Source organism: Spirosoma areae (assembly GCF_054781775.1).
This window is the reverse complement of record NZ_BAAGTT010000054.1, coordinates 210600-225864: the sequence shown is the minus strand read 5'-3', so window position 1 is coordinate 225864 and position 15265 is coordinate 210600. Positions and strand designations below refer to the sequence as shown.

General features: G+C 51.5%; 9 protein-coding genes. 2 read left to right on the top strand and 7 right to left on the bottom strand.

Going from position 1 to position 15265, the window contains the following annotated elements; translation table 11 throughout:
* Nucleotides 1-56: 56 nt before the first annotated feature.
* Both ACYVI1_RS31290 and ACYVI1_RS31285 read right to left on the bottom strand, forming a co-directional pair.
* A complete protein-coding gene (locus ACYVI1_RS31290; RefSeq protein WP_460915581.1) occupies nucleotides 57-1550 on the bottom strand; it encodes a M20/M25/M40 family metallo-hydrolase in 1494 nt (497 codons plus the stop codon).
* A gap of 210 nt (nucleotides 1551-1760) precedes the next feature.
* Nucleotides 1761-2441, bottom strand: coding sequence for a DUF3431 domain-containing protein (locus ACYVI1_RS31285; protein WP_460915580.1), 681 nt, complete (start codon nucleotides 2439-2441; stop codon nucleotides 1761-1763).
* A gap of 123 nt (nucleotides 2442-2564) precedes the next feature.
* Here ACYVI1_RS31285 and ACYVI1_RS31280 point away from each other — a divergent pair, with 123 nt between their 5' ends.
* Both ACYVI1_RS31280 and ACYVI1_RS31275 read left to right on the top strand, forming a co-directional pair.
* A complete protein-coding gene (locus ACYVI1_RS31280; protein WP_460915579.1) occupies nucleotides 2565-4703 on the top strand; it encodes a S9 family peptidase in 2139 nt (712 codons plus the stop codon).
* A 99-nt stretch (nucleotides 4704-4802) separates the two neighbouring features.
* Nucleotides 4803-6368, top strand: coding sequence for an FG-GAP repeat domain-containing protein (locus ACYVI1_RS31275; protein WP_460915578.1), 1566 nt, complete (start codon nucleotides 4803-4805; stop codon nucleotides 6366-6368).
* Here the strand turns inward: ACYVI1_RS31275 and ACYVI1_RS31270 are convergent.
* From ACYVI1_RS31270 to ACYVI1_RS31250, 5 genes are all read right to left on the bottom strand, one after another.
* Entirely contained in the window at nucleotides 6346-7749 is a 1404-nt protein-coding gene (locus ACYVI1_RS31270; protein ID WP_460915576.1) for a glucoamylase family protein, read from the bottom strand. The genes ACYVI1_RS31275 and ACYVI1_RS31270 overlap by 23 nt on opposite strands.
* A gap of 64 nt (nucleotides 7750-7813) precedes the next feature.
* Nucleotides 7814-9484: a glucoamylase family protein gene (locus ACYVI1_RS31265; protein WP_460915574.1), complete on the bottom strand. Its 1671-nt coding sequence runs from the start codon at nucleotides 9482-9484 to the stop codon at nucleotides 7814-7816.
* Nucleotides 9485-9559: 75 nt separating this feature from the next.
* Nucleotides 9560-10465 carry a hypothetical protein gene (locus ACYVI1_RS31260; protein ID WP_460915572.1) on the bottom strand — a complete coding sequence of 302 codons (906 nt, stop codon included), beginning with the start codon at nucleotides 10463-10465 and terminating at the stop codon, nucleotides 9560-9562.
* Between the two features lie 105 nt (nucleotides 10466-10570).
* Entirely contained in the window at nucleotides 10571-12106 is a 1536-nt protein-coding gene (locus tag ACYVI1_RS31255) for a RagB/SusD family nutrient uptake outer membrane protein (RefSeq protein ID WP_460915571.1), read from the bottom strand.
* A 12-nt stretch (nucleotides 12107-12118) separates the two neighbouring features.
* Nucleotides 12119-15148, bottom strand: coding sequence for a SusC/RagA family TonB-linked outer membrane protein (locus ACYVI1_RS31250; RefSeq protein ID WP_460915569.1), 3030 nt, complete (start codon nucleotides 15146-15148; stop codon nucleotides 12119-12121).
* Nucleotides 15149-15265: the final 117 nt, after the last annotated feature.

Here is a 15265-nt window from a genome sequence, read left to right as displayed (position 1 = left end):
ATAAACAAAAACATCACTCTCTGGCCCGGTCGATACAGAAACTTTCAGAAGAAATCTTACTCCTTCCAGCGCCATTCGTTGGCAATCTGGAGCGGGGTGCGTAGTCCCTGGGTTACAAGGTAGTCGCGGGTTTGGGTGTCGGTTTGCCGCCGGGTCGGAATGTCGTCGGCGTCGGCGAGGGCGTAGAGAAGCATCGTCGAATACCGGACGGTGTTTTTCAACTGGTCGGGGTTGACGAGTTTAATATGGTCGCAGTTGGCATGATAGCAATCAAGGACATCTTTGGCTAAATGCCCGTTCATTCCCACCACTGGTACCCCTTCGAGCATAAATGGCTGATGGTCAGAGTGTAGCCCGGCTTGGTTCTGCATTTCATTAACGAAGGCCGGTTCGACTTGCTTCATCATCTCGCCAACGGTGTTCAGAAACGGCAGCATGTCCGTCCGGCCAAACGCATTCAAACCGGTCGGGTCATTGGTCATGTCGAGGTTCATCATGTAGCGTACCCTGTCCAACTGGCCTGATTTTTTCAGGTTCTCGACCATGGCCCGTGAGCCAAGCAACCCCTGTTCTTCGCCCATGAAGAGAACAAATTCAATGGTGCGCCTGGGCTTCAGTTTCAGGGTTTTAAACGTGCGGGCTATATCCATCACAGCAAAAGAGCCAATGCCGTTGTCGATGGCGCCGGTGGCAAGGTCCCACGAATCCAAATGACCGCCGACGATGATTTTTTCGTCGGGGTATTTCGAGCCTTTAAGCGTGGCCACCACATTGCGGGCGCGAATTTTTCGGCTCGTGTTGGTCATGTCAATCAGTGCATTCAGCCGACCGTGCTCCTCCTGCATCCAGGACCGCAGGGCCTCGCCACTTTCGAGCGAGATACACACCGACGGAATCGGAATTAGTTTGCCCGTTACGGAAGCCGTGCCGGTAAGCAGCACGTTGCCCCGCACTAAGTTGACCATAATGACTCCCGAAGCCCCGTATTGAATGGCGAGGGCGGTTTTTTCGGAACGGTGCAGGTTGCGGGCGCCTTTTGTTGGCGCAGCTAAGCCAATATTGACTAACGCAACCCTTCCTTTTAATTTATCTTTTATGGCGGCAAAATCGCCCTCCAGCCCGTTGCCCACATCGACGATTTCGCCCCGCACATGCGCTTCAATGGGCGAGTGGGCCAGTGCCACGACCGGCACCTCCCTAAAATTATCGCTTTTGGTCGGAACGACCGACAGCGTGACCGTGTCGCGCATCCAGGCTTCTACTTCGAACGGCTCATAACGAATCTCTTTAAAGCCGTAAGAGGCCAGTAAATCGAACGCGTAAGCTTCGGCGCGGGTGCCATTGGGGCTGCCCGTCAGGCGGTGACCTACCTGCTCCGACGCATCGGCGAGGGTTTCGTAGGCGCGGCTGTGGTCAAGCACTTCTTTATTGATGCGGGTAAATGCCTTTTGAAAGGAGAGTTTGTCGGGGTAAAAAGCGGTTAGCGTACCGGCGGTACCGATACAGAACAGCACGAGCCGGAAACGGGGCACGTAAAATGTTCGGGCCATGAGAAATGGGTGGTAGAAATCTTGTCTAAAGATACAAAAAAGGCTGCTGATTTTCAATGCCGATGATTAGACGCTATCTGTTGCCAAAGCGTTCGTTCGGTTCAGAAAAAATTCACTGAATCTACGGTTGTGAGACTATCTGAGATTTGGATTGGTTTAACCGCTATCAGATAAATTCCTGTTAATCAACCCGAATCCACGGTAAAAGTTTTAGCTGGCCTGTTGGTATTTCATTTGTTTCAACTGAACCGTCAGCCGACCAGCGAGCCATTCGTTGTCGATGCCGACTACGCCAAAGACCCGGTCCCAACTGCGCTCGAAACAATGGGCAGCATCGGGAAAGACAACCGAAACAATGAGTGCCTGCTCGTAAAAAGAAAGGGGTTGGCTACGGATTATGTCGCGATGAACGGCAAACTGAGCACCCAGCACAAACGTGTACGTTTCTGGCCCATCGTTCTGAAATAATGCCCGATGAAAACCACTTAGGTCAAGTTCCCGCCCGTCCTCGTTTTTGCTCCAGGGCTGAAACAGGCGTTGCCCCCGGTTGTCGTCGGTATCAATCAGGTGGCCGAGCCAGCGAAACCCTGTTGGGCTAATCTGGTCAGGAAGGGTTACAAACTCACGCAGGGTTTTCTTGAAATCGTAGGCATGGTCGAAAGGTTTCCCCTGACAAAAAACGGTCCATTCGGCGAGGAAATCATATCGGTTAACCAGGTGATACAGATACGTATGCGCTTCCCGGCCTGCGTTGGGCAACGGAATCGCGGAGTGCTCCCCCGAACCATCAGCCCCTTTGGTATAAACGGTTTTTGCCAGGCCAGCGGGCAGATTCCGCAGCCAGTTCAGGTTTTCGGTGTAATGGGCAACAACCAGTTCGGGCATACTCATTGAAGACAGAGTAAACAGAGAAGCATCACGATACCCTCCTATTCTCCGTTAAAAACCCTGTTTACTCTGTGTTTAATTCCAAATTCTTATTTTTACGAATAATCTTCCGAAACGAACGGCAACATGAAACGAATCTGTCTTACGATCATCACACTATTCACGCTTTACGGCATGGCTCAGGCACAAACTACCCCACCGGCGGACCGCTCCGGTGGGGCACCCAAAGCAGTTATCAAACCCAAAGAACTGATTACCAACGGGCATAAACGCATCGACAACTACTATTACCTCAATGAGCGCGAAAACCCAGAGGTGATCAACTACCTGAAAGCCGAAAATACCTACCTCGATCAAGTGCTGGCTCCCGTTAAAGACCTGCAAACCAAGTTGTTCGAGGAGATGAAAGGCCGCATCAAGCAGCAGGACGAGTCGGTACCTTATAAAGAAGGAAACTATTACTACTACACCCGCTTCATAACTGGGGGTGAGTATCCCGTTTATTGCCGTAAGAAAGGCTCATTGCAAGGTACGGAAGAGGTCATGTTCGACGGAAACGCACTGGCGAAAGGTCACAATTATTACCAGCTTGGCGGCTATGAAATATCGGACAATGACGAACTGGCCATTTTTGCCGAAGATACCGTTAGTCGGCGGCTGTATACGCTGCGGGTGAAGAACCTGAAAACCGGTCAGATTTACCCCGAAGCCATCAAGAATACCGAAGCAGGCAGTTTTGCCTGGGCCACCGACAACAAGACGCTGTTCTACATCAAAAAAGACCCTAAAACACTGCTTGGATATCAGGTGTACCGGCACGCTCTGGGCACCGACCCGAAAGCTGATGTATTGGTTTATGAAGAGAAAGACAACCAGTTCTACATGGGCTTAGGTCGTTCTAAATCAAAGAAATACATTACGATTGGATCCGACCACAACGGTGTTGCTACGGAATATCGGCTCCTTGAAGCCAGCAAACCGATGGGCGAGTTCACGGTATTCCTGCCTCGCGAAAAAGGCCACGAATATGACATTGTTCACTACAAAGACAAATTTTACGTTCGCACGAACTGGAAAGCCGAAAATTTCCGGCTGATGGAAGTGCCTGAAGGCAAAACTACCGACCGCACCGCCTGGAAAGAAGTGATTGCCCATCGCCCCGAAGTGTATCTGGCTAACGTGGATGTGTTTGTCAATCATCTCGTGCTGGGTGAACGCAAAGCGGGCCTGACTACTATTCGCGTTATCAACCAGAAAACGAAAACTGACGAGTATCTTAATTTTGGCGAGCCAGCCTACGTGGCAGGAATTGCCTACAATCCCGATTTCAATACGAATGTGCTGCGCTATAGCTACGCATCGCTCACAACGCCCAACTCGACCTTCGATTACAACATGGACACGAAGGAGAAAATGCTCAAAAAACAGCAGGAGGTACTGGGTGGTTTCGACAAGAACAACTATGTTTCGGAGCGCGTGTATGCTACCGCCCGCGACGGCGTGAAGGTGCCGGTTTCTATCGTATATCGCAAAGACACGAAGAAAGATGGGTCGGCACCGTTGCTGCAATATGCGTATGGCTCCTACGGCTACTCGATGGATCCCAACTTTAGCTCCACACGCCTGAGCCTGCTCGACCGGGGCTTTATATATGCTATTGCCCACATTCGGGGTGGGCAGGAAATGGGCCGCCGGTGGTATGAAGACGGTAAGATGCTGAAGAAGAAAAATACGTTCAACGACTTCGTGGATGTGTCGGAATACCTTATCAAAAACAAGTATACCAGCACCGATAAGCTGTTCGCCATGGGCGGTAGCGCGGGCGGTTTGCTGATGGGCGCGGTCGTTAATCAGGCACCGCAACTGTACAGGGGCGTTGTGGCCGCCGTACCGTTTGTGGATGTCGTGACTACCATGCTCGATGAGAGTATTCCGCTCACCACCGGCGAATTTGAGGAGTGGGGCAATCCGAAAAACAAAGAATATTACGATTATATGCTGTCGTATTCACCCTACGATAATGTCTCGGCGAAAGCGTATCCGAACCTGCTCGTAACCACCGGCCTGCACGACTCGCAGGTGCAGTATTGGGAGCCTGCCAAGTGGGTCGCCAAACTCCGCACCCTGAAAACCGACACTAACCAGTTACTGCTCCACACGAACATGGAAGCGGGTCATGGCGGGGCATCGGGCCGGTTCCAGGCCCTGAAAGAAATCGCGCTGGAATATGCGTTCATGCTGAATCTGGTGGGCGAACGGCAGTAGAATAAACTTTTCTAAGTAAACAATGTCTGTTTTTTTATCATGCCGACCGGCGGGCCGGTCGGCATGATAAAGTCACGAAAGTTACCCCACCTTCTTGCAGTGATTCTTAGTAATTTTTCTCTTTTCCAAGTCTACATCTGGCTGTTAGCCTTTGCGTCCCTCTGCTTAGGCATCGGTGGCTGCCAGTCGGGAAATAAGGCCGCGCTCAATGACCCCGTTATCGCTGAAGGGAAACAAGTAGCCGAAAAGTATTGTGGCACCTGCCACCTGACTCCGCAGCCTGATGCTTTAGATAAAGAGACCTGGGTGAAGCACGTTTTACCGGCTATGGCCCCGAACCTGGGATTGGAGGTATATATGGGTGAACAGTATTATGCGAGTGGGAAAACCGCTATTTCGCATGATAATTGGCAGAAGCTGCTTATTTACTACCAAACATTAGCCCCGATAGCCCTCAAACCTGCCAACAAACCCGCAGTAGCCGTGAACGACTGGGCCATTTTTTCGCTCGATAAACCCGGTGCCGATACTACCCAAACGGCTATGACGACACTGGTAGCGATGGATACAATCGGCCACCAACTCTATTCGGGTGATGCCCTCCGCAGCGACTTAACCCGATGGAATCAACATCTTCAACCAGCAGTAGTCAAAAAACTTAAGTCGGCGGCTGTTCATGCTCAATTTTTTCGGGACGAGAAACAAGATGAACGTGGTTTATTCACCTGTCTGGGCACCATGCGGGCCGCCGATATTAGTCAGGGTGAGTTGGTAAACGTGGGGCTGGCGGGCAACCAGGATAGTAAGTCGCTGACTATTGCAACGGACTTGCCCCGGCCCCTTCAGTCAGTACCTGCTGATTTTGATAAAGATGGTCTGACCGATTGGGTTGTTTGCGGATTTGGGCATTTGTCGGGCGGGTTGTATTGGTTAAAACAGGGTGTAAATCACAAATTCACGAAGCTGCCTATCAAGCCCGTTGCCGGGGCGAGTCAGGCCATAACGGGCGACTTTAATGCTGATGGCTGGCCCGACCTGATGGTTTTGTTCGCCCATGCCGACGAGGGCATCTGGCTGTTTCTGAACAACAAAAAAGGCGGCTTCACAGAGCGGAATCTGCTTCGATTTCCGTCTGTTTATGGATCGACCAGTTTTCAGTTGGTCGATTTCAACAACGATGGGCAGTTGGATATTCTGTATACCTGTGGCGATAATAGCGATTATTCTACGATTCTGAAGCCGTACCACGGGCTATACATCTACCTGAATCAGGGCAACTTTCGCTATAAGCAGACTTATTTTTATCCCATCAACGGATGCACCAAAGCCATCGCTACCGACTTCGACCAGGATGGTGATGCAGACATTGCGACTATTGCCTTCTTCGCTGATTTTCAGCACAATCCGGCCGAAGGTTGTCTATACTTCGAGCAGGAAAAACCGGGACAGTTTCGGCCACACGCGCTGCCGGTCAATGCCTATGGCCGCTGGATTTGTATGGATGTGAACGACGTCGACCAGGACGGTGATGCTGATATAATTCTGGGTAATTTCTCGAAGACGTTCATTATTCAGCAGGGACTGAAACCAACCTGGGACACGCACCTGCCCTTGATTGTGTTGAAAAACAAGACGCGGTACCCTACTTCAACCAGCCACCCGTAAACCCGGCGCGTTGTAATCCTTTGCGGATGTGTGGGTTACGCTTCATCAGATTCCAGACGAAGTTGGTCCGGGCATTTTCGGCCATGAGCAGAATTGGCCCCTGGTCAATGCCGAGGTAGTCAATATCGAACCAGCCTTCTTTGGTTGAGCCATTGGCAAAGCGTGATGGGTACCGGTATGTCGGGTTGAAGGCATCGCGGAAACCATATTGGCCATATAACTTATTCCCATACTTCGTTTTCATGGCCTGTAGGGCTGGCAGGCAAATTTCCGGTGCAAAAGGAATTGAGCCTCCCGCGGCCGTTGGGGCAATGGTGCCATCATCCACAATTTGCTGAATGGCAGCTCCCCGCGCCCGATAAGAAAAGAATTTCTGGTTGGCCACCGTCGTATCGTTTGGGCCATCGCAGGCAGTCAGACCCCAGATGGTCGGGCTGTAATCCTGCCAATTGCCCGAATTCTCGAAACAGTAAGCCCGATTGGCGTAGGTAGCCCGACGCGAATTTTCGGCGTAATCGAGTCCTTTTTCAGCCATATATGGGTCTTTGATGCCCCGAAAGTCAATCCAGACGTGCGAATACTGATGCCCAAACAGCGGGTCGAAGTTCACGTGTGGCTGGTTCTGAAACGTAGCCCAGCGGGGTGCCGCCCAATCGTAGGTTTTGGTCCAGGCAGGCCACACGTCGGCGCCAACCGGGTGCGTTGGCGAGCCGAGTGCCAGCACATACAATAACATGGCTTCGTTGTAGCCTTTCCAGTTGGCATCAATAAAGCCTTTTTCGGGATGCCAGCCCATCGACACAAATGGCCGGGACGCCGGACCGTTTCGGCCTTGAATCCAGGTCCAGTCTACTCGCCCGTAAATTTGCTCGGCTAACCGGCGTATTTCGGTTTCGGCGGGCGTATTCTTGTCAAAATAGGTTTGAGCGCTCAAAATTCCGCCCAACAATAAAGCTGTGTCGATGGTAGACAGCTCCACCTGCCTGAAGCGTTCGCCGGTTTTCATATCCAGAAAGTGATAGAAAAACCCTTTGTAGCCTGTCACACCCGTCGCTTTGTCGGATTGGGGAGCGTGGGCAAAAAAACGAAGCGTTTTCAGGGTACGGTCGGCAGCCTGGGCGCGGGTGATGTAGCCCCGTTCAACGCCCACTAAATACGATGTTAGCCCGAAACCAACGGCGGCAATGCTGCAAAATGAAGGCGTGGGAGCACGGTCGGGAATCAGGCCGTTGGCGGGGTTGGCCGTTTCCCAGAAAAACCGGAATGTGTCGCGTTGCAGGCTGTCTAAGAAGACATTATCTGATTGAGTGAATCTATACGATGGGTTTGGTTGGGCGAAGCTGAGACTAAAGGTCAGGCAAAGGAGAAGGATTGTTTTCATTGAGGTGGGGTTCGGGTAATTGTGATTAGGCTTCGTCAGCATGACAAAAAAATGATGACAATAATCAATTCAAATTCGGGCTTTGGAACCCCAGATTTTTCATGCCTTTTTTAACTTCGGGGCAACTCATGAATAATGTCCAGAGCAGCCCAGACCGTTGATTTTCAATCATCACGATAATTGGCCCCTGGTCGATGGCTAAATAGGAGTTGGCAAACCAGATGTTCGTTAGGTTGAATGCATCCACAAAGCCCTGTTCCTTCCAGATTTTGTTGCCGAGTTTATAATAGAAAAACCGGAGTGCCTGCATGGATTCGATGGGCGTGAAGGGCATAGCCGACAAAGCCGCTGTTGGGGCAATAGTGCCGTTGTCGTTCGTTGGGTCGCGGGCAGCATAGCCATTTTGCTGGTCGCTCGCGGTCAGGCCCCAGCACTCGGCACTGTAGCCGTTGAATTGTTTTGGGTTGGTTTTGCAATACGTGTAGTTAATGAGCGAATGTGCCGTGTTCTGCTGCCAGTAGTCGGCGTAGGCGTCTTTTAACTCATGCGGATTGATGCCAAGGAATGAATATTGGGAGAAGAACAGCGGCCCACCATAAGCGGGTCCGAGTGGAAGTTTAATGCCATAATAGCTACTGCCGTTCACCATCCTGCCATTCTGCGCCCAACTGATGTCATAAACGGTTTTGGCAATGGGCGCGGTGTTCGACGAGGCCGCCAGTACATACGTAATGAGGGCTTCGTTCCAGCCCCGAATGGGCAGGTTCATATCCCAGTTATGAGTTGGCGACCAGTGCCAATACAGGTTCGTTTCTGTACCGTTCTCAGTAAACCAGTTCCATTCGACACCATCCCAAAGGGCATTAATGGTTTTCCGTAAAGCGATTTCGTCCGCATTAGTCGAACTGTTAAAATACTGCCGGGCAGTGAGCAGACCCTGCATCAAGTATGAGGTTTCGACCAGATCGGCCCCGTCGTCTTTGGCGCTGAAGGGCACTGTAGCGCCCGTTGCGCCATTGAGCCAGTGCGGAAACGCACCATGGTAGCGTTTGGCATTGTTGGTGAGGAAGTTGGCGATTTTTATCAGCCGTGCCAGGCCATCCTGACGGGGAATAAACTTCCGGTTGACAGCCACCAGAATGCTCATAACGCCAAAGCCCGTGCCACCCGACGTGACCACGTCACCCGATGAGTTGCGCTCGCGAGCCATACCCGACACCGGATGCCCAAAATCCCAGAAATAGGTAAACGTTTGTTTCTGAACCAGGTCGAGCAGTAGTGAATCACTCATGCGCGGAAACTTATCCGTATTGTCGGGGGCAGTTGTCAGGCTGGCGTTGACAGTCGAGTTCAGGGCCGTCTTCCGTTGCGACGTTAATGTTGGCTGTACCTCCAGCGTGTAGCCCGCCAGGGCTTCCAGTACGGTTAAGGGCGTAAGCGTCACAAGGGTGTCGTTGCCCGTAAACGTGAGGTTGACCGGAACGGGCTGACCACTCGTGTTCTGTAGTAGTTTAATGGCGGTTGCCGCCGATTCTTTCTGAACCGGAGCCGAAAAGGAGATGGTAATTGCTGGTTTTGGCCCTACGTTCTGAAAACTCATACTGGCCGAGGGTTGACCATCTACCTGCACGGTATGGAAATAAAACGATTCGGGCGGTTCAGGATCCTGCTTCGTTTGGCAGGACCAGCCCGCAATACTCAGAATCAGCAGTAGTACTAATTTCGTTGCGTTCATTAAGTTTTTCAAAACGTTAGTAATAGGGGCTGTTCTCAAAAAGAAAACAGCCCCTGATTTAGTAAGCTTTCGGTATTAGCGACCAGCTTGCTCGAGTTGGTACAGCGAGGTGATATCACCATCCGATAAAGGCTTATTATAAACTCTAATGTTATCAATAGCAAACGTACCTTTTGTTGTATAGGATGGTAAAGGTCCTGCCTGGGCAAACCCTATCTCCGAACTGGCCAGACTTCCAATGACTGCCTGGGCGGGTGTCATCATGTTAAGTTCGACGGTATTAGCTCCTCTGTTGTTATAAGCTCCTATTGACTGCCCATTGCCAAAAACCTCTATTGTATGTTTAGCTGGGTCGAATCGTATAACAAAGTGACTCCATACGCCCGCACCTTTAAAAACGCCAACCGGAGGTTTGCCTCTTGGGTCGGGTCTGTTGTCCTGGCCATTGAAATTGCCATCTGGAAGCAAAGAACTGTAGTTGGCCTTTAGAACCAATGTATCAGCAGTAGCACTTGGCGCAAACCAACCCGTTTCAGCGCCAGCACTCAAATTGCCAAAAGCATCTTTTTTTGTTGTGGGGAAAAGCCCAAAAAATGACGTGAAAAACTGTTTATTATTTTTAACATTTACCCACATGCTAAGCGTAAAACTTGCTAAGGCATTAGCCGTGTTGAGCTTGGCAATGGGAGGATAGACAACGGCTCCAGAAGTAAGGTTCAGGGCTTGCCCTGAACCAGAAGAGCCGGTAACATAATTCACTGAACCATAGGCATTGCTGGGGGCTGTATTAGTTGTCGTTTCGTTCTGCGTCCCCTCAAATGTCCAGAGAGCCAATAAGTTAGAACTGGCAATTTCACCGGAACTATTGTAACCACCAATAGCTGGCAATTGAGCGGTTTCGTCCTCTTTTTTGCAGCCCGTAAACAGAGTGCTCATCAACACACCAGCCGCTATCCACGCTGAGATTTGTTTGGTTTTCATGATTTGTTGGTTTTGAAATTGACTTGGGGTTTGTATTAAATTAGTAATTGGAAAATGCCTGCTAACAGACCTAAAAGGTTTCCAAAACCTTTTAGGTCTAACGAGTCAATAGCCCGGATTCTGGTCCAGTTTGCCGCCACTCAACTGGATTTGCAGGCTTGGCACGGGCAAGAGTTCATGCTTACCCGCCACAAAGTTTTTGCCGGCAGCTTTCATGACCTGAGCCGCCCGGCCCGTCCGCACCAGGTCGAAAAAGCGGTCGTGTTCCAGAGCCAGTTCGAGCCGACGTTCGTTCCAGATGGCAGTCCGAATGTCGGCCTGAGCAGTGGCTTTAGTAATGGGCAGGCCAGCGCGGGCACGAATCAGGTTTAGGTTTGTGATGGCTGCGGCTGGCTGGCCCAGTTCGTTGGCGGCTTCGGCGTTCATCAGCAGCACATCGGCGTAGCGCAAGAGCCGTACATTCTTCTGTTTCTTGTCGCGGTTGCCTAAAAACGGCTCGATGTTGGGGTTCTCGCTCTGGTAGGCTTTGTAGTTGTAATAATTGTTCTGCACCGAATCGCCACTTGGAATCCGAAAGCCATCGTACAGAACCGTACCGACTCGCCGACCACTCCGGTCGATCGTAATGATGGTCGATGCCCTGCGTTTGTCGCCGGGTTCGTAGGCATTCACCAAATCCTGCGAGGGCGTGCAGAAGCCAAAGCCTCTATCCGTCCAGCCGCCCAGTGGCCCAACGCGTGGCCCCTGCCAGGTGCAATAACCGCCAACGGCAATGTCACCATTATTGAAGGTACCGCTCTGGGTCTCGAAAATGGATTCGGCGTTGTTAGCCCCGGCAAACCGCCAGATAATCGAGTAATCCGGTACAAGTGTATACTGCCCCGAACTGATAACCTCCTGCGTAAGCGCCTGCACCTGCTGCCAGTTTTTGCGGTACAAGTGCGTTTTGGCCAGCAGGGCCTGAGCCGCACCTTTGTTGACATGACCCACCGCCGATTGTGCCCTGAGCGGTAGGTTAGCAGCCGCAAATTGCAGATCCTGGGTAATCACAGTATAGATGGTATCGACCGGAGCGCGGGTCTGGAAGGCCTCGTCAGTATTGGCATCCTGAGCATCTTTAGGCACCCGAACCACTTTGGGGACTTTGCCAAAGAGCCGCACTAAGTTGAAGTAATAGTAGCCCCGGATGAAGCGCACCTCGGCAATGAGCTGATTCTTTGTTTTAGGGTCGAGCGAAGCCGAAGCTAATGCCGCCAATGCCTGATTCGTCCGGGAAATACCGCTGTAATAACCATTCCATAAGGCCGCTACGAAGTTGTTGGTCGACGAAGTATTGAAATTGTCGATGTCGCCTAAGGATGGCTGGTCGCCGGGGGTGCTGCCTTTGTCGGCATCGTCGGAGATGATGTTCGTGGCGGCAATGAAGCTGATGCCGTGTACATCGCCCCCCGCCCCGCCAAAAGCTTCGCTATTATACAGGCTGTTGTAAACGCCCGTCACTAAGTTCACGGCCAGATTGGGGTCGGTGGCAGTGGTTGCCTGCCCCTGCACCGGCACATCCAGAAAGCTTTTCTGGCACGAAGCAGTCAGCAAGACGGCTGCGAAACCAGTGCTGATAAAAAGAAAGTGGGTACGTTTCATACTGTGTCGAGGTTAGAAACCGGCGTTGAGGCCGATAGCAAACGTTTGTGTCGTTGGGTAGGCGTTCAGTTCAATACCCTGTTTGGTTGGGTCGCCGGGCAGTTCAGCCGTAAAGCCAGTAAATTTCTTGAGCGTCAGGATGTTTTGCGCCGTCACGAACACCCGCAAACTACCAACATGAACCTTGTCCAGAATAGCTTTGGGTAGTGCGTAGCCCAGCGTGGCGTTATTGATGCGGGCAAACGAACCCGATTCGACAAAATAGGTCGATGGCGGCAGGTTTCCGCTGTTCGCTGCCGGTTCGGTTTGTGAGCCATTCGTGCGGGTCCAGCGGTTGTAGGCCATTGTTTTCTCTACATTGTCGAGCACATTCTGCCGGAACGCCCGCTTGCCATTATAAACCTGATTGCCAACGTTGCCGTAGAAATCAACGCTAAAGTCTACGCTTTTGTAGGTTAAGCTGAGGTTAAGCCCGAAGTAGGCTTTGGGCTGGTACGACCCGACAAAAACCCGGTCGTTATCATCAATTCGTCCGTCGCCGTTGGTATCCTGGTATTTAAAGTCTCCCGGCGCTGCCGACGACTGAATCACCTGCCCCGTCGAACTCTTGTAATTGCTCACCTCTTCGTCGGACTGGAAAACGCCCAGCACCTGCAACACATAAAAACTACCGACGGGCTGACCATTGTCGGTTCGGGTCGTGTATTGCTGGTTAGCGCCGATGCCGCCATCGAGAATGGGTTGCCCGCCGTTCAGTCCGATAACGCTGTTCTTGTTCAGTGTGGCATTGCCACCCACCCGATAGGTCAGGGCGCGGGTTATTTTGCCGCGCCAGTTCAGGGTAAACTCCAGCCCCTGATTTCGGATGGAAGCCGCATTGGTCAGCACCACGCCATCGGCATCGCCCGTTACGGAAGGCACTTTTACGTTGATCAGCAGGTCGCGGGCTTTTTTATCGTAATAATTGATTTCGCCCGTCAGTCGGCCCGTTAAGCCCCCAAATTCAATCCCAAAGTCGGTTTCTTCGGTGGTTTCCCACTTCAGGTTTGGGTCTTTGATTTGGGTGATGGCGCTGCCGGGTGTTGCTACCCCACCTCCAAACGGATAGGCTAAATTCGGCTCAACCGTAACGGTATAGGAATCCGACGGAATCCGGTCGTTCCCAACCCGGCCCCAACTTGCCCGCAGTTTGAGCACATCGAAAATGCGCTGATTCTGCATGAAGGATTCATTGGAAATTAGCCAGCCCGCGCCTACCGACGGGAAATAGCCCCAGCGGTTTTGGGTTGGGAAGCGGGATGACCCATCGGCCCGGAGAGTAGCCGTGAACAGATAGCGGTCGTTATAATTGTAGTTGAGTCGGCTGATGTAGGAGTTCCGGGTGTATTTGTCGCCGGTGCCGCCGTTGGTTGAGGTGTTAGCGTTTCCAGTGCCGATGTACCACAGGCTGGGCGTGGCCGGGACATCTTTCCGAAACGCCGTAAAATTAGTTTGGGTGTATTCTTCGGCAGTTGTTCCAACCAGGACTGTAATGGCGTGTTTGTCGAACTTCTTATTAACCGTCAGTAAGTTATCCCACGTCGAGTGAAACGTGCGAACATTTTCAACATTCAGGTTGCTGTTCGGGCTTCGCTGATTGCCACCCGGATTGATAAATGTGGTCGTATCATTAGTAAACTGGTAATTATACACCCGCTTATTCTGATTAATCCAGTCACCACCGATGTTACTGCGGAAGGTGAGCCATTCAACTGGTTTAATTTCCAGATAAGCCGACCCCATCAGCCGGTTGTCAATTTCCTTGTTGTTGTTCTTTTCAATATCCAGCACCGCATTTCCTACGTTCTGATAAACGGAGGTGTTGCCATATTTGCCGTTCTCTTTTGCCTGAATAATGGGCGCGGCCCGGTAGGCATTGTTGTAGGCCGTGCCGAGGTTGGCAATCTGATTGTCGCCGTTGGCATACGAAGCCGTTATGCCCGCCCTAACAATCTTATTGAACGTGAAGTCATTATTAGCCCGAACCGTGAACCGTTTGTAGATATTGTCAATCACAATGCCCTGATCGGTATAGTAGCCTGCACTCAGAAAATAAGTGGATTTGTCGGTGCCGCCGTTAATGGATAGCCCATGATTCTGCTGAAAACCATTCCGCAAAATCTGACCATACCAATCGGTTGAGGTCGAGCCGGGGTTGATAAGATTGCCGCTGGCTGTGCTGACGTAGTTGGCATATTCGGTCGCATTGGCCATCGTGACCAAATTAGCGGGTAAGCGAAAGCCCGCATTGCCCGAATATGATACTGTCATTTTGCCTGCCGTACCCCGTTTAGTCGTAATAATAACGACACCATTAGCCCCCCGCGCTCCATAAATGGCGGTGGCAGAGGCATCTTTCAGTACGTCGATGTTGACAATGTCGGCGGTGTTGATGTTTGAAATATCGTCGGTCAGGACGCCGTCGACTACAAACAGGGCTGCGGTTCCGGCTAAGGCCGTGCTGGTTCCTCGAATGCGAATAATGGGCGAGGTTCCCGGCTGTCCGCTGCTGATAATCTGTACGCCAGCCGCTTTACCCTGAAGTGCCTGGGTAGCCGTCAGTACGGGTTGTTTCACTAACTCTTCGCCTTTGATGGTAACAGTTGCGCCTGTTACGTCCGACTTACGCTGGGTGCCATAACCCACCACCACCACCTCCTGCAAGGCTCTGGTGTCTTCCGTTAGGGGCACATTAATAACTGCCCGCCCGCCAACGGCAATTTCTGACTTCACATAACCGATGCTTGAGAAAACAAGCGTTGCAGTCTCTTCGGCCTGAATGGTATAAGCACCCGATGCATCGGTTACGGTGCCTGTCGTAGTTCCTTTCACCTGAACCGTCACGCCCGGCAGTCCGGTGCTTGTTGCTCCGTCTGTCACTTTACCTGTTATGCGGATGGGGGCCAGTGTGGCGTTGGCTGAGGTAATGGCCAGCACGAGCAAGAGTCCCGTAAGCCGTTGAACCAGCCCTTTTCGTTTCCAGGGTGAAGAAATGTTTATCATCCGTGTTTTTGCCTGAATGTGCTGCTATGACCGTTACGATTGTCAGGTTCTACCAAAAGCTCCAGTGCTCTATAAACGAAAAGAAGCACTAACTTTCTAATATTTTTTTGTACAAAA

Excerpts from the sequence above, each read along its gene's own strand:
- ACYVI1_RS31280 (WP_460915579.1), top strand. The coding sequence starts at position 2,565 with ATGAAACGAATCTGTCTTACGATCATCACACTATTCACGCTTTACGGC.
- ACYVI1_RS31260 (WP_460915572.1), bottom strand. The coding sequence starts at position 10,465 with ATGAAAACCAAACAAATCTCAGCGTGGATAGCGGCTGGTGTGTTGATG.
- ACYVI1_RS31255 (WP_460915571.1), bottom strand. The coding sequence starts at position 12,106 with ATGAAACGTACCCACTTTCTTTTTATCAGCACTGGTTTCGCAGCCGTC.
- ACYVI1_RS31265 (WP_460915574.1), bottom strand. The coding sequence starts at position 9,484 with ATGAACGCAACGAAATTAGTACTACTGCTGATTCTGAGTATTGCGGGC.
- ACYVI1_RS31285 (WP_460915580.1), bottom strand. The coding sequence starts at position 2,441 with ATGAGTATGCCCGAACTGGTTGTTGCCCATTACACCGAAAACCTGAAC.
- ACYVI1_RS31270 (WP_460915576.1), bottom strand. The coding sequence starts at position 7,749 with ATGAAAACAATCCTTCTCCTTTGCCTGACCTTTAGTCTCAGCTTCGCC.
- ACYVI1_RS31250 (WP_460915569.1), bottom strand. The coding sequence starts at position 15,148 with ATGATAAACATTTCTTCACCCTGGAAACGAAAAGGGCTGGTTCAACGG.
- ACYVI1_RS31290 (WP_460915581.1), bottom strand. The coding sequence starts at position 1,550 with ATGGCCCGAACATTTTACGTGCCCCGTTTCCGGCTCGTGCTGTTCTGT.